We start from the raw sequence: 18,572 nt of genomic DNA, 5'->3' as shown, positions 1-18,572 counted from the left end.
TTAATTCCTTATGGTGCATACATCACCTGTACATCAGCTTGGGGGCTATTTAAAAAGGCGCTAATTGGCATGATCATGGGATCAGATTGGGCCATTGCTTGATGCAATACGGCTAATTTATTTTGCCCTTTTAAATGTAAAAATATAACTCGACTGTCCAATAATCTTCTTTTTGATAGGCTAACACGTTGGTGAGCTGTGGTTTTTGGATTTACAAAAAGTACCGCAGGAGCATTCTCATCAAGACCTAAGTTTAATTCGTCAGCACTTGGAAATAAGGATGCAGTATGCCCATCATCCCCCATCCCCAAAATGACTACATCAAAAGAGGGTAAAGCAGAAATCTCTTGCTCCACATGGTGTAAATCAGGATCGGTTTCAGAATATAAACTTACAAAGCGAGCAGCCTTTGCCTCATGCTGCAACAGCAATTGTCTAAGCATGCGCTCATTACTATTATCATCATTAAGTGGCACACACCGCTCATCCGCCAAAGTAATAGTCACTTTATCCCAAGGTAATTCAACTTTTGCTAATGCCTGAAACAAATCAGCTGGGGTCTTTCCGCCAGAAACGACTAAATAAGCATGCCCTCTTTGTGTGATTGCATCAAGCAAGAGGCGCTTTAATTGAAACACTAAATCGCTAACTAATAAATCTGCATCGCCGAAACTATGTAACTGCATTTTGTTCCCCCCATACATGTGCTCTGCCATTGTATAAGCGAATCACCTCTAAAGGTCCCCAAGTTCCGGAGGGGTAAGTATACAATGGAATAGACTGTCTTTCCCATGCCTGTTTAATGTTATCGATCCATTTCCAAGCTTGCTCCACCTCTTCTCGGCTGACAAATAGGTATTGATTCCCTAACATCACCTCCAATAACAAACGTTCATAGGCATCAGCAATACGTTGGGTGTTAAAATTTAAATCTAACTTACTGTCACGTAGTTGCATGCTGTCACTAAGCCCAGGAACTTTGTTCATCATCCGCACTTCAACCCCTTCATCAGGCTGTAAACGGATAATCAATCGGTTTGGCGATAATTCTTGTTTTAATTGTTTAAAAATATTGTACGGTTGCTGCTTAAAATAGATTACGACTTCACTTTGTTTTTTAGGCAATCGTTTTCCAGTAAGTAAATAAAATGGAACCCCAGACCAACGCCAGTTATCAATAAACGCCTTAATAGCAACAAAAGTTTCTGTTTTGGAGTTTTTATAGGCTCCGTCCTCATCCAAATAGCCAGGTACCTTTTGCCCCTTAATGGTATTGCTAATGTATTGAGCACGTATTGTTTGATCATGGACGTGCGCTTCATTAATAAAACGCAAACTTTTTAGTACCTTTAATTTTTCACTGCGGATGCAGTCCGCAGACAGGCTCATTGGTGGCTCCATCGCCACCAACGCCACTATTTGCAATAAGTGATTCTGGAGCATATCACGCATTTGCCCCGACTTGTCATAATAAGACCAACGCCCTTCCACGCCAACTTCTTCAGCAACAGATATTTCAACTTTTTCAATCATGCTTTGATCCCAGTTTGATGAAAAAATGACGTTAGCAAAGCGAAGTACTAAAAGATTTAAAACTGTTTCCTTGCCTAGGTAATGATCAATACGATAGATTTGATCTTCAGCAAAGAAATGAGCGACCTGATCATTGATAACAATTGAAGAAGGCAAATCATGGCCAATTGGTTTTTCTAAAACCACTCGTGAGGGTTGATTCGTCAAGCCAATGGTAGACAATCCCTGGCACGTTTGTGCATATAATGAAGGAGGGATTGCAAAATAAGAGATGGCAACTCGTTCTGCAGGCCGGACATAGTCCGTTAATTTGAAATAATCCTCTGGTTTTGCCATATCTAGATGGCAATAAATTAGTCTTCGTGTAAGGCGAGTCCAGGCCTCATCATCCAAATGCTCATGAGTGAAAAGTTCAATCTTTCCCTGCATAAGTTGAATGAAATCTGCTAAAGCAAAATCCTCACGCGCGCACCCAATAATCCGAGTATCAGGATGTAGCAGTTGTGCACATTCCAGTTGATATAATGCGGGGAATAATTTACGACAGGATAAATCGCCTAAGGCACCAAATATTATTAAATCACAAGGATACTTCGCGACTACATCTTCAATCATAGGTCATCCCACATTAGGCCGAATTCAAGTGAAATCAATACTAAATTGAAAGAGAACGCAGATCAACCAAATTCCAATTGCTACATTGCAAAACTAGGGTTTTATGCTATATCAAAATAATAGAACTGGTGTACTTTTCTCTAATTTAAAAAAAACAGGAGAACTACATGCTTAACAGACGATTTTCTGAACGACTAAATAAAGAGCTCGATAATATTGGCGCTCCTGTGTCCACTCATGAACGAATTGAAGTGTTATCCAAATTAATCAAAATTCCCAAGTTCAAAGCAGAGGCTCTACTCAATGGCGCAACAAATCCTGATGCTGCAATATTAGATAGCTTGGCCAAAGAGTTCGAAGTCAGTGCCGATTGGCTTGTTGGAAAGGATGAATCGTCCCATTGAAAGCCCAAATTCTTGCTATACTGTAGGTAAGATTTGTTGCGGAGTGCTTACAATATGGGCATATATGGCGCGAGTAAAGACGATCTTTTCAAACAGATAGGAAAGTATAGCGCGTACCCTGCGGAGTCGTGCTTAAGTAAAAAAGGCCAAGAAGAGTTGTGTCACGGGGTTCAAAAGTATAAAAACGCTCATCGCAGCCAAGTATCTGCTTATAAAAAAGAGCATAATATAGTAGAGCGCGCGGATGGCCTAGATGACCCACTTTTTTTTAGAAAACAACTCATCGAGTACATTGAAAAACATCCACTTCCTAAGTTCACGCCTGGCATCCCAGATAATAGAGCAACCGATCCGGAAAGTGCCACCATTAAAATGGCAGCATTGTTGGGAGAAGAAGGGGTTAAACTGTATAAATTGGCCTTAGAAGAAGAAATGAACAGCAAAGAATTCCGCTATGCGGTGGCAGAAGCGTCAACAACACATTACGACGGACCTAAATGGAAAAAAGAACGCCCGGTTGTAATTGTTGCAGGGCCTTCTGGTTGTGGAAAATCGCATGCGGCCCAAAATGCGGTAAAAACTGCCAATCGTTTTTTACCTACGGATGATCAGGATATGAGCGGTAATAATGTTATCGCCGCCGATGGTGGTATTGTTCGCGAAGTATCACAAATGCGCAAACTGTTGGTGCAAGTAGCGCTTAACCAAGGGTACACAGGTATTGAGGATTTACATAGTAAAAGTAAAGCTTTAGAAAAAACAAAACACTATGTGCAAGCCGCAGGCTTCGCTACTCCAGATATTGGTGTCGTTATTCCTGAAACATTTTCAAAATGGCTTATTCCACTAAATCCTGTAAGAAGCCTGATGAAACGAATTGATGCGCTTGTAAATACCAAACAAATTTTTGCTCGCGTGGAAGGAGAAGACGCGGAAACATTTAAAGAAACGGTTGCATTTATGGGCTCTCGCAGAGCCTGGAAAACTAAAAATTTTGATGAACAAGTAGCGATAGATCTAAATATATCAAAAGACGATATCTGCGAATCGAAAGCATATGGTGCGAACGGATTTGCCGCAGGAAAATCCGGCTCAAAAAGTGCCGAAAATTGGTTTAATAAGTATAGTAAAGATAAGTTAAGCATGGTGATAACCAATGATTTGATTCTGTTAAAGCCAGATCCCAACAATCAGAAAGGTCCCTGGCTTCCTGCAGCCAAAAACGATGAAGGAACACAGCTTATATCTAAGTCAGTGTATGATAAATGGCTCGATATCCCCGAGGGCCCGAAGAAACCCGCAATGCTGGACTATTATAAGACCCATGTGAAAGCTCTTATCATTACCTCAGCTCAAGTCGATTTTGCCATTGCACAAAAACAAATTGTTAAGCGCCTGGCAGTAACCGAGGCCAAACTAGAAAAGGAAATGAACAAAGAAAATCCAAACCCAGACCGAGTTGCCCAGCTCATCAACCGTCAAGCACTTTTGACAGAAGTAGCGAATTTCAACCCCAGGAACTTAGATAACCATGAGGCAATCGCGCACTTAAAGCACAAAACCCAAGAAGCAATGGATGATTTAAAAGTCGCAAAATCCTCATCACGTCTATCAGTCAGTTGGTCAATTAAAGCATTTGATAAGGTGTTAACTAGTCTTGAGAAAGTTGGGCAAGAGTTACAAACACATAATCCTGCCACAGAAACAGAACAAGCCAATTGCCATAATAGTCGTTCACTACGATGTCGATTGCAAAGCATAAAGGCTGAGCTAGATGGCAATGAACACGGTGATATAGAAGAGGATCGTGCGCGTATCATCGCGACAAAATAACCTAATCAAGTCTTAGAGAGGAAAGATAGCCCGTATTAGCACAGCATAATACGGGAACTCAGCCTGATTCACAAACCAATCCCGTTTACGCTGTATGCCTTAAGTTAAAACAAATTAACCATGAAAACGATGGCTCAAATTCATTGGTTTGGCATGTTTTTCAATATACTCGATAACTTTTCCGGCAATATTGACTCCTGTAGCCTTCTCAACTCCCTCCAAGCCTGGTGACGAGTTGATTTCTAAAACTAATGGGCCATGATTAGAGCGAATTAAATCCACACCAGCAACCTTCAAGCCCATTGTTTTCGCCGCACTTACCGCAATAGCACGTTCTTGAGGGGTAAGTTTTACCTTAACCGCACTTCCACCTTGATGTACATTGGCACGAAACTCACCCTCTTTGGCTTGGCGTTTAATCGAACCGACTACCTTTTCACCAACCACAAAACAGCGAATATCCGTACCTCGAGATTCCTCAATAAACTCTTGTACTAAAATATTGGCATGCATTTCCTTAAATGCGTTAATAATGCTCACGGCCGATTGATGGCTATCGGCTAAAATCACGCCTTTCCCCTGAGTTCCCTCCAATAACTTAATGACCAAAGGAGCTCCGCCAACCATGCGAATTAAATCTTCAGTATCATCAGGAGATTGCGCAAAACTGGTTAGCGGCATAGGAATGCCTTTTCGCGCCAATAACTGTAATGAACGAAATTTATCCCGTGAACGCGAGATGGCAATAGATTCATTAACTGTATACATGCCCATAGTTTCCAAATGGCGTAGAACAGCCGTGCCATAGTAAGTCATCGATGCACCAATTCTAGGAATGACCGCATCAAAATGAGGCAAAGGAGCGCCACCGCGATAATGGACTTTAGGGCAAGATGCAGCCACATTCATATAGCAATATAAAGGATTAATAATCTTAATCTCATGGCCAGCAGCTTCCCCTTCTGCTTTTAAGCGCTTATGTGAATACAACTGTGGGTTCGTGGCCAAAATTGCAATTTTCATGAATATGCTGTTCCTCAATTATTTTTATTATTTTATGCTTTATGAGTATATCTAAAGCCTAGCCTATAATTTGAAAAATCTCCTCCCGCCTAAACGCGTAGAAAAGATCATCCAAGCAGCTTTTAATTGCCCTCCTTGCCGTGCGAATAGCAACCTCCCCAGCCGCGAGCGTCGGGGAAAACTCTAAACCGAATTTACTTCCTTGCCATAATAAAGCGCTTAGTTAATTGGTTATTTAAGAAACCAATTGCATGTAATCTTTTGCTAATAAATCAGCACGATGTGGTGTGGTAAAAAATGCGTTTAATTCCCCTTGAGGGTTAAATAACATCAAAGCCCCACTGTGTTGCATGTCGTAATTTTTAGGATCCGAAGTATCTTTTTCCATAATTTTGGCATAAGCAATTCCCATTTCTCGGGTCATTGCCTTAATCGATACTTCATCTCCTCGTGCTCCATAAAAATCAGGATGAAACGAAGAAACATAGCTACCTAATTTTTCTTGATTATCACGCTCTGGATCAATTGAAATCATGACCACGCGAGGTAAATCTTTCACTCCTTTGTCTTCAAGGATACGATACATTTTACCTAACTCAGCTAAAGTAGTAGGGCAAATGTAACCGCAATTAGTGAAACCAAAAAACAACACGGTCCATTTTCCTTGCAAGCTTGCGTTATCAAAGGCTTTTTGATCCGTCCCAGTCAAACTAAATTGATTAACCGTTCTTGGGTTTTCTAAATAAGTCCCATGAAAATTGGCAACATCGATTTTTTTCTTAAAGTTCATATGCTGTCCGACAAAAATACCGGAAAACAATCCTGCCAACGCCAATAAAATAACCACCGTAAAGGTAATGCCCTTAGCTTTTAAATTCATTCTCATCCCCTACAAATAGTGATCCACTAATAAAAATACGAACAATAACATTAAATACACAATCGAAAATCGGAACGTTTGCATCGCCACTACAGGCTTGTCCGTACGATATAATTTATGCGCCCAAAATAAGAACCGGGCTCCAAGCGCTAAAGCCCCTGCTAAATAAAACAGGCCACTCATACCCACTACAAAGGGTAAAATACTTACGACTAAAAGTAAGATGGTATATAAGTAAACATTTAACTTGGTAAATTGAATCCCATGAGTTACTGGCAGCATGGGAATTTCTGCATTCTGATATTCTTCATGTCGATAAATTGCCAAAGCCCAAAAATGCGGTGGGGTCCAGGTAAAAATAATCAATACCAACAATAAAGCCTGAGGATCTAACTGATTGGTTACCGCAGTCCATCCTAATAAAGGAGGCGCTGCCCCAGCCAACCCACCAATAACAATATTTTGTGGGGTAGCTCGTTTTAAATAACCAGTATAAACACCGGCATAACCAATCAAGGTGATAAAAGTTAGTAAGGCGGTTAATTTATTGACAAACACGGCAAGAACAGTCAGACCTCCCACCCCCATGATTAAAGCAAACCAAGCGGCTTGGCGAACAGAAACGCGTCCATGTGCAACAGGACGTTTTTTAGTTCGTGCCATAATGGCATCAATGCGTCGATCAACCAAATGATTAATTGCAGCAGCACTTCCTGCGCATAAGCCAATGCCCACTAAGGCGTTTAGCAATAAAGAGCAACTAACCCAGCCAGGTGCCGCTAGATACATACCAACAAGAACAGTGAGCAACATCAACATCACTACACGTGGTTTACATAGTTCTACGTAATCGCGCCAAGCGACTGGTATTTGTATTGTTTGATCTGTCTGCATTATTCCTGCCCTTTACGTGTCAAATGAAGTGAGCTAAATACTGTTGCCAATAAAAGCGCTGCAACACCATTATGGGCAACTGCTACAGTAATTGGCAGCAAATAAACCACATTCAAAATTCCTAAGGTAAACTGAACTAAAACCAGTACAAACATAGCTAAGGCAGCACCTTTTAAATACTTAAAACGAGCTTTAAGCATAATTAACGCCGCGAGCGTTAATACATAAACGGCAGTCACGACAGCACCAATACGGTGAATAAATTGAATCGTGACGCGAACCTCATGATCTAATAATCCACCTTGATAATTCGCCCCAACTGGAGAAAATAAATTAAATCCTTGGGCAAAATGCAGCTCAGGTAGCCAAACCCCATTACATAGAGGGAAACCAATACAGGAAATGCCCGCATAGTTTGAACTAACCCAACCACCGAGTGCGATTTGGAAAAATACAATAATAACTGCCAAACGCAGCCAAGGCCGCCACTGCGGCAAATCCTCTCCTTTTAAGGAGCTCACCTGAAAACGCAAACGGCTCAAGCAGGCAACAATCAGCATCCCGCCTAAAAGGTGTCCCATTACCACAACCGGCAATAATTTTAAGGTTACCGTCCACATCCCTAATGCAGCTTGAAACACAACGAGAATCAACAAAGCAGCGGGCAAATGCCAAGGTAAATTAAAGCCTTGTAAACGCTTACGCAGCATTGAAAAGCCAATGAAAAAAATTAACAGACCTAAAGTCCCGGCGGCATAGCGGTGAAACATTTCCGTCCACGCTTTTCTTGATTCAATAGGAATCTGTGGATAGGTCGTTTGCGCCTCTTGCAAACTCGACTGGGCACTTGGCAGCACCATTCGTCCATAACATCCAGGCCAATCTGGACAGCCTAAACCCGCATCAGTTAACCGCGTATATGCACCAAGCATCACCACGAGCAACGATAAAAGTACTGCAGTAGTTACTGCAACGCGTAATAATTTATTTTGCATTCAATTAACCATTCTTTTCTGTTGTGTTGAGTAATAATTTCAAATCTTTATACACATCATCCGGTTTAACCAATGATGCATAACTGAGAATTAAATAATTATTGGGATCAGCTAAAAATATCTTGGTTTCAGAGAGTAAATCTTCATGCTCACTCGCCTCGGCAGCAGACAATTGTATCACTTGAAACTGCATTTCTTTTAACGCAGATTGTTCCTCAGCTGATAAGGTGGGGGCTTTATCGCCAAGTACAAGTACTTGATCAACCTGATACAACTTACGTCCCAAAGCCAAACGTACTTTAGCTAAAGTCTCTAATTGATTCTTACAGGCAGAATCACACGCATCAGGCGTCCAAAATACAATACGCCATTTTTTTTCACCCTCTAGGGCCTTTAAAACAACTGGAGGATTCAGCAAAGTTCCCTTATTCACTCGGGTAGAGCCTAACCAACTAGGATGCTGATAAAAAACATAAGCCGCAATGCCAGGGGCTGCGAACATAATAATTAGTAGTAATACAACATAATATTTATTGGACTGTGTCTTCATTTCTTTTCTTCAGATTCAATGCTACAAATATAATTAAGATAACCGAAGCCATAGCAAACCACTGCAATGCATAAGCCAAATGTCGCTGCGGAGGCATGGATACCGTTGCCCATTCTCGTACAAATCCATGTGTATCTTGCTTGTCGAGGCGAATAATAAACGGATAGACTGATTTTTGCAAAAGTTGACTTAACAATTGTTCGTCTAAACGCTCAAGAATTACGACGCGATTCTCCTTTTTTTCATAATCCTGCCCCAAAACCCACTGACCTTTACTCGGAAAATAAGTCGTTCCTTGCACTTGAATTAAATTCTTAGGCGCAGTAATTTTTGGAAAAATACGCCGGGTCATATCGCCTGGAATCCACCCTCGGTCGATTATCACAACAGAACCATCTGCAAGTTCTAATGGGGATAAAACATGGTAACCAAACTGATGTTGGTGATGCTGGTTATCGAGGAGAAATACTTCTGGCAAATAACGCCCCGTTATTTTAATCGGTGTGTATTGTAATGGCAACTTTTGTTTTGAAGTCCATAATAATGGTTTTAGGTTCGCCTGCCTTTTTTCAGCGGCAAGCATTTGTTCTTTTTCTTCAGCACGATGAATTTGCCAAAATCCTAAACGCAGAAATAGCCCCACGGATAACAAGGTTAACAAAACCATTATCCAACTTGGGGTGAAACGAAATTTAAAAAAGGTTACACTAGGCATAGTTTATTAATTGCTCAAAAATTTTTCAGATTTGATCGGCAGTTCCGGGAGTATAACAAATGATCACTAAAATCATCATCATCTTTGCCATGATTATTATCGCAGGCTCGCTCGCTAGTGGCCTTGTTTTTTTACTTCGTGACTCAGGAAATACCAAGCGAACGGTAAAAGCCTTAACAATTAGGGTCGCCATCTCATTGAGTTTATTCATTTTTTTAATAATCGCTTTTAAACTAGGGTTAATTAGACCCCATGGTATTTAAAGTTAAAACTTAAGGAACTAACTATGCGCTTATTCTTTATTTGTTGTATTTTTTTCGCAAATTATGCCTGTGCAGATACGATTAGAAATTATATGGACATTGCCAATAATATTCCGCAAATGGAAATGAAAGCAGATCCTCAAGCTCAAGCTTGGGCGAGATCGGCGCGTCATGTGTTAATGATTACTAGCGAAAGTATTCAAGAAACCTTGATTCAAGCAAACGAAACAGCAAAAAGCCAAGGACACCCCATCTTTTGCCTGCCCCCGAGTGTGCAATTAAATCCACTGGCCTTAAATGATCTTATTCAGCAAACCTATAATGAGATTTCCAGCCAGCAAAGCGATAAGGATTCAATGACCGTCTCCCAAGTTGCCTGGTTGGGAATAACAAAGAAATATCCTTGCCAAACTAATGCCGCTAAAGCAGAAATGGATTTAGTCGCTGGCGCCTGGGGTGGTCAACAACAAGTACAACAGCCTACACAGCAACAACAAGCCACTCAACAGCCAGTCCAACAACAAGTTCAAGCAAACCAACTACAACAGGCATTGAATTAACAAAATAAACGTAGCACCTGTCTTGAATTTTAATTCAAGACAGGTGCTACATCAAAAGGATGTGCCAATGCTTAATTTAAACATTAAACTCTTCAAATGCTTCCAAAGCTTCAGCTGCGTACATTAAAGATGGGCCGCCCCCCATATATACTGCCATAGCTAAAGTTTCAAGAAGTTCTTCTCTTGAGGTTTGTAACTTAACTAAGGTTTGAGAGTGAAAACCAATGCAGCCCGGGCAATGATTAGCAACTGCCAACGCCATAGCAATCAGTTCCTTAGTTTTTTTATCTAATACCCCCTCTTTAGACGATGCTTGCGCTAAAGCAGAAAAACCTGCCATAACTTCTGGCATTTCTTTACGCATTTTTGCTAATTGAGTACTGATGTCTTTAGTAACTTGAGAAAATTTTCCTGACATGTGTAAAGCTCCTTTTTATATGGCCGATGAAAAACAGCAATTAATGTACCGTATTCCAGCCGTGAACAAAAGACTAAGAAGTAGCTCTATTTAAGGTTTCTTTCGCCAAGGTTAATCGGCGCTCAAGTGCGCCTAATTCTGCTTTCAACTGCAAAATTGCATTGGCGTTCTGCCCACGCATCATTTGCTCTAAAGCCTTTGTCATTGCCTGCTGCTGTTTTTCTAATGTCTGAATATCGGTTTCCAGAGTTTGTATCCATTGCTGCCTGGTACTTAAGCTTTTGATGCCAAATGAAGCATTATCATCTGGCTTATGATGACGGTTATGAATTTGACATAGAGCCACCAAGACATTTACTTTTTGCTGAATTCGCGTTGCCAGATAACAAGCACTATTCCCTTCTTGCTTAGTTAAGCTTTGAATGTCTGTTTTAATTTCAGCAATACATGCCGCTCCAGTTTGACTCTCTGAGCGGAATAAGCCGCGGGGTAGTTTATGACTTGAAAATGAATATCCTAACTCACCAACTTTCCATTCAAGTTCAGGTAGTCTTGCGGTGAGGGTTGTTAATAGCTTATTTTTTTCGATTGACATGTTATTGATGCCTGAATTGAGGATTCGCCCCTGGTCCAACACATGGAGTGCAGGGCCACAGCAGAACTCTATGTTGGGCCAAGAGCCCAACATATGCTGCGATCACTAACTAAAGACAGAGGGTCATTTAAATTAAACCGCTGGTTCCATATCGGGAGTTTTGGCCTGTAGCCAAGAACTGATAAACGGAGGAGAACACATCAGAAGTAAACCAAAAATTAAGGTACATTCATAACGTGCCAAGCTACCAACATCAATCCCGTCAGGAGGAATAAAGCTTACAGCTAAAGTAGCGCATACACCGATAATACCTACCCCAGCGACAAATAACATTCCAAACATACCGCCTGGAATTTTAAATGCACGAGGATGCTCAGGCTCAGATAAACGTAATTTAATCGCCGCGGCAAACATAATGAAGTACATCAACATATACAACTGGGCCGCTAATGCAGTTAACAACCAATAAGAACCATTAACGCTAGGCATAAATAAAAACAGACCTGATAGCAAGGTTACAATCGTTGCTTGAGTATATAACATCACAACAGGAGCACCATTCGCATTAGTCTTTTGGAATGCGCCCGGTAAATTACCATCTTCAGCAGCAACCAATAAGCCTGTAGTCGGAGCAATAATCCAATTACTCACCCCACCAAGGCCACCTAACACCAGCATAACTGCAACAATAGGCATCATCCAATGCATATGATAACTAGAGAAAAATGCTTCAAAAGCCTGCATAATTCCAGCAACTAAATTGATGTCATTTTGTGGTAATACAATAGCAATTGCTAAAGAACCGAGAATTAAGGTACTTAAAATAATTCCTACGGAATAGACCAAAACTTTAGGAAAGGCATTTTGGGGATTTTTCACATCATTTGCATGAACTGTTGCAATCTCAATACCGCAAAACGACATGATAATTGCCGTTAAAGATACCCACATCGATTGATCTGATAAATGAGGAACAATACTGGGTCCATCAAATTGCACTTGTAATGGATTTCCTTGAGCAATCCAAGCTACGCCCAAACCAATAATCAGGGACATAGGCAATAATAAACCTGCCAGTGAACACAGATTACTAAACAAAGCAGAAGAGCTCATACCGCGTAAATTAAGTAAGGTAGCACCCCAAAAACAACTCACAATGACCGACCAAAGGAAATATGGATTGCCGGTTAATGCTGGGTTGATTAAATAACCAATAGTGCCCGCTACAAACGATAGAATGGTCGGATACCAAATTACATTCTCAATCCACTGCAACCAAATGGCTAAAAAGCCCATCTTTTTACCAAAGGCCTGTTTAACCCAAATATAAATACCACCTTGCTTGGCCCATCCTGAAGCAAGTTCCGCGGAAACAAGAGCCGTAGGAATCAAGAAAAATAATGCACCTAAAACAAAGTAAAATATAAGTTGGCTACCAAATAAAGCAGTAGCAGGTAAATTACGGATGCTGTCTACAGAGCCAACCGTAATCATGGTTAAGCTAAAAATAGTTAGTGAGTGTTTTTTATTGCTCATCGCATTCCTTCGTTGCAGTGTTGGGCCCACAGAGGCTTTTATTATATAGTCCAAAGCTTAAGGAACCCTTAATAATAGCGTAATAAATACACAAAATTCTCTGTTATTAACCCAGAGCTATCCAAACAGAGCACGATAAATAGTTACCGCTGGGCTAAAATACCACGATTTAAACAGAAAATCTCTGCAATTTTGCCGTTCTTTATGAAAGAAACTGTTCCACAACGAACTATAATATGGCAAATGGGGCACTGGAGATTCTATTTGAATTTAAAAATACTGATAATTGCGGTATTCCTGTTTTAAGCCAGCACATTCCAGACTGGCAAAATATAATCTCTATGTGCTATAGTGACTATTTTTTTCGGGTACCACCACCATGTTTGACACCTTAACCGAACGCTTGACCCGCACGTTTAAAAATTTACGCGGACAGGGTCGCTTAACAGAAGAGAATGTACAAAGCGCCCTACGTGAAGTCAGACTCTCACTTATTGAAGCGGATGTTGCCTTACCAGTTATTAAAGAATTTATTGAACAGGTAAAACAAAAGGCACTTGGGCAAGAAGTTTTAAACGACTTAAACCCAGATCAAGCCTTTATTAAAATTGTCCATGATGAATTAATTCAAGTCATGGGTGGTGAACGTGCCGAGCTCAATTTCAAAACCCAACCCCCAGCAATATTTTTAATGGCTGGATTACAAGGCTCTGGTAAAACAACCAGCACAGCAAAACTTGCACGTTACCTAAAAGAGACTGAAAATAAGAAAGTTATGGTAGTCAGCGTCGACGTATACCGACCTGCTGCAATTCAACAGCTCAAAGTATTAGCTGAGCAAATTGATGTCGCGTTTTTCCCGGCGGAAGCCCATGAGCAACCATTAGCTATTGCACAAAAAGCCATTGATAGTGCGAAAAAGCAATATATGGATGTGCTACTTATTGATACCGCGGGCCGTTTACACATTGATGCGGAAATGATGGCCGAAATTAAAGGCCTACATCAAGCGATTAAACCAATAGAAACGCTATTTGTTGTGGATAGTATGACCGGCCAGGATGCAGCCAACACAGCAAAAGCATTTCATGAAGCCTTAGCATTAACTGGGGTTATTCTTACGAAAACGGATGGTGATGCGCGTGGTGGTGCTGCCCTATCCGTAAAACAAATTACAGGCCAATCCATCAAGTTTATCGGGAGTGGGGAAAAGATCGAGGCGCTAGAGCCATTCCACCCAGAGCGTGTCGCGTCAAGAATATTGGGGATGGGAGATATTCTTACGCTAATTGAAGAAGTAGAGCGTAAAGCAGACAAGCAAGCCAGTGAAAAATTAGCTAAAAAATTAAAGAAAGGTAAAAGCTTTGACTTGGAAGATTTCAAACAACAGCTATTACAAATGAATAATATGGGCGGCATTAGCGGTATGATGAGCAAACTACCCGGTGTAAGCCAAATGATGCCACAACAAGCAATGAAGCAAGTTAGCGACAAAGCAATGGCTCAAACAATTGCTATTATTAATTCGATGACGCCCAAAGAACGACGTATCCCTAAATTGATCGTGGGTTCACGCAAAAAGCGTATTGCTATGGGTTCAGGAACTCAAATTCAAGATGTTAATAAGCTATTAAAGCAATTTGAACAAATGCAGAAAATGATGAAGAAATTTACCAAACCCGGTGGCATGCAAAAAATGATGCGTGGTTTGGGGGGAATGGCTGGATTAAAGGGCATGTTCCCAGATGAGTTTAAGTAATTATTAAAGAATAATGTTAGAAAAATGAGCGCAGTACGATTTTTTTAAGATAATTCGTAAGAATTACTTCACATGCCGAGTTAATTTTCGTACAATACACGGCATTTTTACGTAACCACTCTAAAGTAGAGGAAAATAATGGTCGTTATACGTTTATCACGAGGTGGCGCGAAAAAGCGTCCGTTTTATCATTTAGTTGTTACTGATAGCCGCAAGCGTCGCGATGGTAGTTACATCGAGTCTATTGGTTACTTCAACCCAGTAGCACGCGGACAAGAAGTACGTATTCACATCGATGCAGAAAAATTAAGCCAATGGCAAAAAGTTGGTGCGCAATTATCTGATCGCGTAAGTGCTCTGGTAAAAGAATTTAACAAAAAAGATAAAGCTGCTTAATAATCGTGAGTAATCAGGAAAACTGGATAGTTGTTGGTCGTTTTGGACGCCCTCATGGTATTAAAGGCTTTGTTACGGTTCACTCCTTCACAGAGCCTCGCGATAATATCTTGAGGTACGAAGATTGGCATGCCTTTATTAATCATAAATGGCAACCAATTAAACTGCTTAATGCAGAAGTACAAACTAAGTCCATCATAGCCCAGATTGAAGGTTATCCTGAGCGAGAAACTGTAGCTCATCTGACTAATGTAGAGATAGCAGTTCAGCAAGCACAGCTTGAAGAACTGGACTCTGGCGAATATTACTGGCACCAGCTAATTGGTATGAATGTAGTGAACTCCAAAGGGGAATCCTTTGGTAAAGTTACTGAAATCATCCCAACAGGCTCTAATGATGTGTTAGTAGTGCAAGGTGAAAAAAGGCATTTAATCCCTTATTTACCTAGCCAATTCATATTAGATGTTAATCTCAGCCAGCAACTAATTACAGTTGATTGGGATCTGGATTTTTAAGTGGCTCTTCATCTTGGAGTTATCACTTTAATACCCGAAATACTAAATGCCATAAATTATGGCATTACGGGTAGAGCTATAGAGCAAGGCTTGGTTAAAATAGATCACTGGAATCCACGTGATTGGGCTTCACGGCCATATCGGCAAGTTGATGATAAACCCTACGGTGGTGGGCCAGGAATGGTCATGATGTATGAGCCCTTGCAAGCAGCAATTATGCAGGCCCGTAGTCAGATGCCTAGTCATTGCAAAACGATTTACCTTAGCCCGCAAGGAAAGGTGATTCGTCAGCACGACTTAAACCAAGTGGCAAATGACACACAACCCTTGCTGTTTATTGCAGGGCGATATGAAGGAATTGACGAGCGCATTCTTCAACATTATGTCGATGAAGAATGGTCTCTTGGAGATTTTGTTTTAAGTGGTGGTGAATTGGCCGCTACGGTATTTATCGATGCGATTATTCGTTTGATACCTGGCAGTTTGGGACACCTTGGTTCAGCAGAACAGGATTCATTTATGAATGGTTTGCTGGATTGCCCTCACTACACACGACCGGCAACAATTAACGGATTAGATGTTCCTCCTGTTTTACTAGGTGGAAATCATAAAGAAATCGAATTGTGGCGAAGAAAACAATCTCTCGGTAAAACCTGGCTTAAGCGACCAGATTTACTGGAAAAAATAGAATTAAATAATACAGACCAGCAATTGCTTGCTGAGTTTAAGTGCGAACACGGTATTTCCTAGCCACTGAACTAGGGAGACCAATTTGAGGAGTAGTCCATGACTAATATTATTGACCAACTTAATGCTGAGCAAATGCAGGGTAAAGAAATTCCTGAGTTTAGCCCAGGTGATACTGTTCTGGTTCAAGTGAAAGTAATTGAAGGAACCCGTGAGCGTTTACAGGCTTTTGAAGGTGTTGTAATTGCTAAGCGTAATCGTGGTTTGAACTCTGCGTTCACTGTACGTAAAATTTCTCACAACGTTGGTGTTGAGCGTGTATTCCAAACTTACAGCCCAATCGTTGACAGTATTACTGTAAAAAGACGTGGTGATGTACGTCGCGCTAAACTGTATTACCTACGTAACTTAGCAGGCCGTGCTGCACGTATCAAAGAAAAATTAGCAACTAAAAAAGCTGATTAATTTGCTCTGCATCTCTTTCTTAGGAGAGAGATGCAAGTATCTCACTTGTCTGCACACGTGCATCAAATGAGGTGGTTGTATGATAAAAATTAATCTGGCAACTAATCTTATTATCTCTATTTTTCCTACCCCCTGGGGTAAGCTCGCCGTTGAATTTGATGAGCACTTTGTTTATCGCTCTTTTTTCACTATAGACTCAGGCCCATCGATCAAACACCCCATATCTGATTTAATTCAACACGAGTTAACTTCTTATATTACAAATCCAAATCATCGCTTTCAATTACAACTAAAACCGCAAGGCAGTGCCTATCTACAAAAAGTATTAAATGCTTTATTAGTTATTCCTATTGGGCGGACAGTTACTTATGGTGAGCTGGCATTAACATTACAAAGCAGCCCTAGAGCCGTAGGCCAAGCCTGTAAGCGCAATCCCTTGACGCTATTCATCCCCTGCCATCGAGTTGTTGGTAAACATAGTTTAGGTGGATATATGGGAAGTCCTGATGCGCTGCATTATAAAGACGCGCTATTGGCTCATGAAATGGCGCTAAAGCGGTAAAATTGTTGGATGCCCCATATTGGCCCAACACGAGGCATCCCGCCACACCAAAGCTCACGCGGACCATAGACCCAAGCTACGAGCCAAGGTCGACTCAAGTAGCAACTCACTTCGTCCGCGGCATCGCTTCAGCCGTATCCTCCACCACCGGTCCGGGGATTATTTTAGTAAAAAAGAAGGCACAATATGTAAAAAAAGTCTTGGATACCTGCATCAGAAATGTAGGTGGGGCAATCTTATCCAAATACTTTTCCTCCCACTTCTTGGGCTGGGCTTTGCGCAGCAACGTCACATAATTATTTATTTCAGATAATGCTTTATCTCCCAACTCAGTCTGCCCCTTTAAATAAGACAAAAATGCTTCTACCACTCCCAAGCGCGTATAACACAAACCATTTCCCTTATCTTTGTCCTCTTCGCAATAAAGTTTATCCTTATATTCGCTCACAGCATGCAATACAAAGTTAATATCGTAGATTTTTTTACAAGAAATAAGTACTTCAGACTCGTTAATCAAGGAAGTCCGTTTTAAAAAATCATGGCGAACTAAACTGGTACTTTCGTTAAACAGCTCAGGACCTCTGTCTCCAATTCTCGTTTTTTCATCCATAAATTTATTAATCTCACGCTCATTTAATCCTATGGGAAAAGTTGTGCCATCTAAATTAAGCGTGTGGAAAGCCATACATGAAAAGAGCGCCGTAGCGGTAGTCATTAATTGAAACATTAACACACCAGAATGCAACAGCGTAGTTAACTCGGAAATAGCATAGAGGATAGCCATATGCTCGATATCTTCATCACGAAAACCATAACTTAGCCATTCAAAAACCAGACAATCCATAAGGCCATCGCCACTTAAGGGCGCATCAGGCCTCCCATATTTATGGGCAACAAAGTTAGGCCACTCTAAAAAGAGAAGGAAATCTCGCTCACGCAGAGCCATAAGATATTCAGAACTGGATGAAAGCATAACAATCCTTGCATGCAAACAACAAATTTTTTAAGATTATTATCCTATACTTAAAAAAAATAAATATATACATTCCTGAAGGTGCATAATGAGAAAAAACTATTTGTTCCTAATCGCGTTATCACTTTTGCCGCTCCATGCTGCATTTGCAAACTGCGATTTAACCAAATTTCGCTGGGAATGTGACATACCCGTCCAAGTCGCACCAAGACCTTATGCTCATTCATTAGTCTATTGCAATAACTCATACGGCTACATCACCAAAGAGCAATATGATATGTTAACTCGCTATCAACGTGCAAATGTAAACATGGTCTTAGACATTAATGGTGAATATATAGACAGTCCTTGTATCCCTACAGAAAGAGAGTAAAATGAAAAAAAAGAATCTCCTTTTCCCG

General features: G+C 40.8%; 22 protein-coding genes and 1 pseudogene. 11 read left to right on the top strand and 12 right to left on the bottom strand.

Features of this window, described 5'->3' with window-relative positions:
- Positions 1-8: 8 nt before the first annotated feature.
- Both pgl and zwf read right to left on the bottom strand, forming a co-directional pair.
- A complete protein-coding gene (gene pgl / locus J2N86_RS01945; RefSeq protein WP_252580555.1) occupies positions 9-686 on the bottom strand; it encodes a 6-phosphogluconolactonase in 678 nt (225 codons plus the stop codon).
- Positions 673-2,148: a glucose-6-phosphate dehydrogenase gene (gene zwf / locus J2N86_RS01940; protein ID WP_252580553.1), complete on the bottom strand. Its 1,476-nt coding sequence runs from the start codon at positions 2,146-2,148 to the stop codon at positions 673-675. The genes pgl and zwf overlap by 14 nt, the downstream gene beginning before the upstream one ends.
- Positions 2,149-2,315: 167 nt before the next feature.
- On the opposite strand from zwf, the gene J2N86_RS01935 reads away from it, so the two are divergent.
- Both J2N86_RS01935 and J2N86_RS01930 read left to right on the top strand, forming a co-directional pair.
- Positions 2,316-2,552 carry a helix-turn-helix domain-containing protein gene (locus tag J2N86_RS01935; RefSeq protein ID WP_252580551.1) on the top strand — a complete coding sequence of 79 codons (237 nt, stop codon included), beginning with the start codon at positions 2,316-2,318 and terminating at the stop codon, positions 2,550-2,552.
- 54 nt (positions 2,553-2,606) lie between these two features.
- Complete coding sequence (locus J2N86_RS01930; RefSeq protein ID WP_252580549.1) at positions 2,607-4,385, top strand: hypothetical protein; 1,779 nt, start codon at positions 2,607-2,609, stop codon at positions 4,383-4,385.
- Between the two features lie 114 nt (positions 4,386-4,499).
- Here J2N86_RS01930 and rimK read toward each other — a convergent pair whose 3' ends face one another.
- The 6 genes from rimK to J2N86_RS01900 all read right to left on the bottom strand — a co-directional run bounded on the left by rimK (position 4,500) and on the right by J2N86_RS01900 (position 9,442).
- The gene (gene rimK / locus J2N86_RS01925) at positions 4,500-5,408 is read right to left on the bottom strand and encodes a 30S ribosomal protein S6--L-glutamate ligase (RefSeq protein WP_252580547.1); all 909 of its coding nucleotides are present in this window, start codon (positions 5,406-5,408) and stop codon (positions 4,500-4,502) included.
- A gap of 235 nt (positions 5,409-5,643) precedes the next feature.
- Positions 5,644-6,288 (bottom strand): SCO family protein, encoded by a 645-nt coding sequence (locus J2N86_RS01920; protein ID WP_252580545.1) that lies wholly within the window; start codon positions 6,286-6,288, stop codon positions 5,644-5,646.
- A gap of 9 nt (positions 6,289-6,297) precedes the next feature.
- Positions 6,298-7,182, bottom strand: a complete 885-nt coding sequence (gene cyoE / locus J2N86_RS01915; protein WP_252580544.1) for a heme o synthase — start codon at positions 7,180-7,182, stop codon at positions 6,298-6,300.
- Entirely contained in the window at positions 7,182-8,177 is a 996-nt protein-coding gene (locus tag J2N86_RS01910) for a COX15/CtaA family protein (RefSeq protein WP_252580542.1), read from the bottom strand. The genes cyoE and J2N86_RS01910 overlap by 1 nt, the downstream gene beginning before the upstream one ends.
- Positions 8,178-8,181: 4 nt before the next feature.
- The gene (locus J2N86_RS01905; RefSeq protein WP_252580540.1) at positions 8,182-8,727 is read right to left on the bottom strand and encodes a hypothetical protein; all 546 of its coding nucleotides are present in this window, start codon (positions 8,725-8,727) and stop codon (positions 8,182-8,184) included.
- Positions 8,708-9,442, bottom strand: coding sequence for an SURF1 family protein (locus J2N86_RS01900; RefSeq protein WP_252580538.1), 735 nt, complete (start codon positions 9,440-9,442; stop codon positions 8,708-8,710). Before J2N86_RS01900 ends, J2N86_RS01905 begins: the two co-directional genes overlap by 20 nt.
- A 128-nt stretch (positions 9,443-9,570) precedes the next feature.
- On the opposite strand from J2N86_RS01900, the pseudogene J2N86_RS01895 reads away from it, so the two are divergent.
- Both J2N86_RS01895 and J2N86_RS01890 read left to right on the top strand, forming a co-directional pair.
- Positions 9,571-9,705: pseudogene (locus tag J2N86_RS01895) on the top strand (DUF2909 domain-containing protein); the annotation flags it as partial.
- A 23-nt stretch (positions 9,706-9,728) separates the two neighbouring features.
- On the top strand, positions 9,729-10,265 hold the full coding sequence (locus J2N86_RS01890) for a phosphatase (protein ID WP_407658965.1): 537 nt from the start codon (positions 9,729-9,731) through the stop codon (positions 10,263-10,265).
- Positions 10,266-10,341: 76 nt separating this feature from the next.
- Here the strand turns inward: J2N86_RS01890 and J2N86_RS01885 are convergent, their stop codons facing one another.
- The 3 genes from J2N86_RS01885 to J2N86_RS01875 all read right to left on the bottom strand — a co-directional run bounded on the left by J2N86_RS01885 (position 10,342) and on the right by J2N86_RS01875 (position 12,814).
- Entirely contained in the window at positions 10,342-10,683 is a 342-nt protein-coding gene (locus tag J2N86_RS01885) for a carboxymuconolactone decarboxylase family protein (protein WP_252580536.1), read from the bottom strand.
- Between the two features lie 73 nt (positions 10,684-10,756).
- On the bottom strand, positions 10,757-11,278 hold the full coding sequence (gene priC, locus J2N86_RS01880; protein ID WP_252580534.1) for a primosomal replication protein PriC: 522 nt from the start codon (positions 11,276-11,278) through the stop codon (positions 10,757-10,759).
- A gap of 132 nt (positions 11,279-11,410) precedes the next feature.
- Positions 11,411-12,814, bottom strand: a complete 1,404-nt coding sequence (locus J2N86_RS01875; protein WP_252580533.1) for an APC family permease — start codon at positions 12,812-12,814, stop codon at positions 11,411-11,413.
- A 379-nt stretch (positions 12,815-13,193) separates the two neighbouring features.
- Between J2N86_RS01875 and ffh the strand changes: the two genes are divergently transcribed.
- The 6 genes from ffh (at position 13,194) to J2N86_RS01845 (ending at position 17,198) form a co-directional block, all read left to right on the top strand.
- A complete protein-coding gene (gene ffh / locus J2N86_RS01870) occupies positions 13,194-14,573 on the top strand; it encodes a signal recognition particle protein (RefSeq protein ID WP_252580531.1) in 1,380 nt (459 codons plus the stop codon).
- Between the two features lie 138 nt (positions 14,574-14,711).
- Positions 14,712-14,969 carry a 30S ribosomal protein S16 gene (gene rpsP / locus J2N86_RS01865; protein ID WP_252580530.1) on the top strand — a complete coding sequence of 86 codons (258 nt, stop codon included), beginning with the start codon at positions 14,712-14,714 and terminating at the stop codon, positions 14,967-14,969.
- Positions 14,970-14,974: 5 nt separating this feature from the next.
- Positions 14,975-15,484 (top strand): ribosome maturation factor RimM, encoded by a 510-nt coding sequence (gene rimM, locus J2N86_RS01860; protein ID WP_252580528.1) that lies wholly within the window; start codon positions 14,975-14,977, stop codon positions 15,482-15,484.
- Positions 15,485-16,234, top strand: a complete 750-nt coding sequence (trmD, locus tag J2N86_RS01855) for a tRNA (guanosine(37)-N1)-methyltransferase TrmD (protein WP_252580526.1) — start codon at positions 15,485-15,487, stop codon at positions 16,232-16,234.
- Between the two features lie 36 nt (positions 16,235-16,270).
- Positions 16,271-16,636 carry a 50S ribosomal protein L19 gene (gene rplS, locus J2N86_RS01850; protein WP_133136861.1) on the top strand — a complete coding sequence of 122 codons (366 nt, stop codon included), beginning with the start codon at positions 16,271-16,273 and terminating at the stop codon, positions 16,634-16,636.
- Between the two features lie 79 nt (positions 16,637-16,715).
- On the top strand, positions 16,716-17,198 hold the full coding sequence (locus J2N86_RS01845) for a methylated-DNA--[protein]-cysteine S-methyltransferase (RefSeq protein ID WP_252580525.1): 483 nt from the start codon (positions 16,716-16,718) through the stop codon (positions 17,196-17,198).
- A gap of 106 nt (positions 17,199-17,304) precedes the next feature.
- On the opposite strand, the gene J2N86_RS01840 is transcribed toward J2N86_RS01845, so the two are convergent.
- Positions 17,305-18,171, bottom strand: coding sequence for a helical bundle domain-containing protein (locus J2N86_RS01840; RefSeq protein WP_252580523.1), 867 nt, complete (start codon positions 18,169-18,171; stop codon positions 17,305-17,307).
- An 88-nt stretch (positions 18,172-18,259) separates the two neighbouring features.
- Between J2N86_RS01840 and J2N86_RS01835 the strand changes: the two genes are divergently transcribed.
- Positions 18,260-18,544 carry a hypothetical protein gene (locus J2N86_RS01835; protein ID WP_252580521.1) on the top strand — a complete coding sequence of 95 codons (285 nt, stop codon included), beginning with the start codon at positions 18,260-18,262 and terminating at the stop codon, positions 18,542-18,544.
- Positions 18,545-18,572: the final 28 nt, after the last annotated feature.

This window comes from Legionella lytica (assembly GCF_023921225.1).
In the GTDB taxonomy this organism is placed as follows: domain Bacteria; phylum Pseudomonadota; class Gammaproteobacteria; order Legionellales; family Legionellaceae; genus Legionella; species Legionella lytica.
This window is presented reverse-complemented; position numbering and strand designations above follow the sequence as displayed.

Coding starts and splice junctions, on each gene's coding strand:
- J2N86_RS01905 (WP_252580540.1), bottom strand. CDS start 8,727: ATGAAGACACAGTCCAATAAATATTATGTTGTATTACTACTAATTATT.
- J2N86_RS01900 (WP_252580538.1), bottom strand. CDS start 9,442: ATGCCTAGTGTAACCTTTTTTAAATTTCGTTTCACCCCAAGTTGGATA.
- J2N86_RS01930 (WP_252580549.1), top strand. CDS start 2,607: ATGGGCATATATGGCGCGAGTAAAGACGATCTTTTCAAACAGATAGGA.
- J2N86_RS01910 (WP_252580542.1), bottom strand. CDS start 8,177: ATGCAAAATAAATTATTACGCGTTGCAGTAACTACTGCAGTACTTTTA.
- pgl (WP_252580555.1), bottom strand. CDS start 686: ATGCAGTTACATAGTTTCGGCGATGCAGATTTATTAGTTAGCGATTTA.
- J2N86_RS01885 (WP_252580536.1), bottom strand. CDS start 10,683: ATGTCAGGAAAATTTTCTCAAGTTACTAAAGACATCAGTACTCAATTA.
- J2N86_RS01840 (WP_252580523.1), bottom strand. CDS start 18,171: ATGCTTTCATCCAGTTCTGAATATCTTATGGCTCTGCGTGAGCGAGAT.
- J2N86_RS01835 (WP_252580521.1), top strand. CDS start 18,260: ATGAGAAAAAACTATTTGTTCCTAATCGCGTTATCACTTTTGCCGCTC.
- J2N86_RS01920 (WP_252580545.1), bottom strand. CDS start 6,288: ATGAATTTAAAAGCTAAGGGCATTACCTTTACGGTGGTTATTTTATTG.
- cyoE (WP_252580544.1), bottom strand. CDS start 7,182: ATGCAGACAGATCAAACAATACAAATACCAGTCGCTTGGCGCGATTAC.
- rplS (WP_133136861.1), top strand. CDS start 16,271: ATGACTAATATTATTGACCAACTTAATGCTGAGCAAATGCAGGGTAAA.
- J2N86_RS01875 (WP_252580533.1), bottom strand. CDS start 12,814: ATGAGCAATAAAAAACACTCACTAACTATTTTTAGCTTAACCATGATT.
- J2N86_RS01935 (WP_252580551.1), top strand. CDS start 2,316: ATGCTTAACAGACGATTTTCTGAACGACTAAATAAAGAGCTCGATAAT.
- rimK (WP_252580547.1), bottom strand. CDS start 5,408: ATGAAAATTGCAATTTTGGCCACGAACCCACAGTTGTATTCACATAAG.
- rpsP (WP_252580530.1), top strand. CDS start 14,712: ATGGTCGTTATACGTTTATCACGAGGTGGCGCGAAAAAGCGTCCGTTT.
- zwf (WP_252580553.1), bottom strand. CDS start 2,148: ATGATTGAAGATGTAGTCGCGAAGTATCCTTGTGATTTAATAATATTT.
- ffh (WP_252580531.1), top strand. CDS start 13,194: ATGTTTGACACCTTAACCGAACGCTTGACCCGCACGTTTAAAAATTTA.
- priC (WP_252580534.1), bottom strand. CDS start 11,278: ATGTCAATCGAAAAAAATAAGCTATTAACAACCCTCACCGCAAGACTA.
- J2N86_RS01845 (WP_252580525.1), top strand. CDS start 16,716: ATGATAAAAATTAATCTGGCAACTAATCTTATTATCTCTATTTTTCCT.
- J2N86_RS01890 (WP_407658965.1), top strand. CDS start 9,729: ATGCGCTTATTCTTTATTTGTTGTATTTTTTTCGCAAATTATGCCTGT.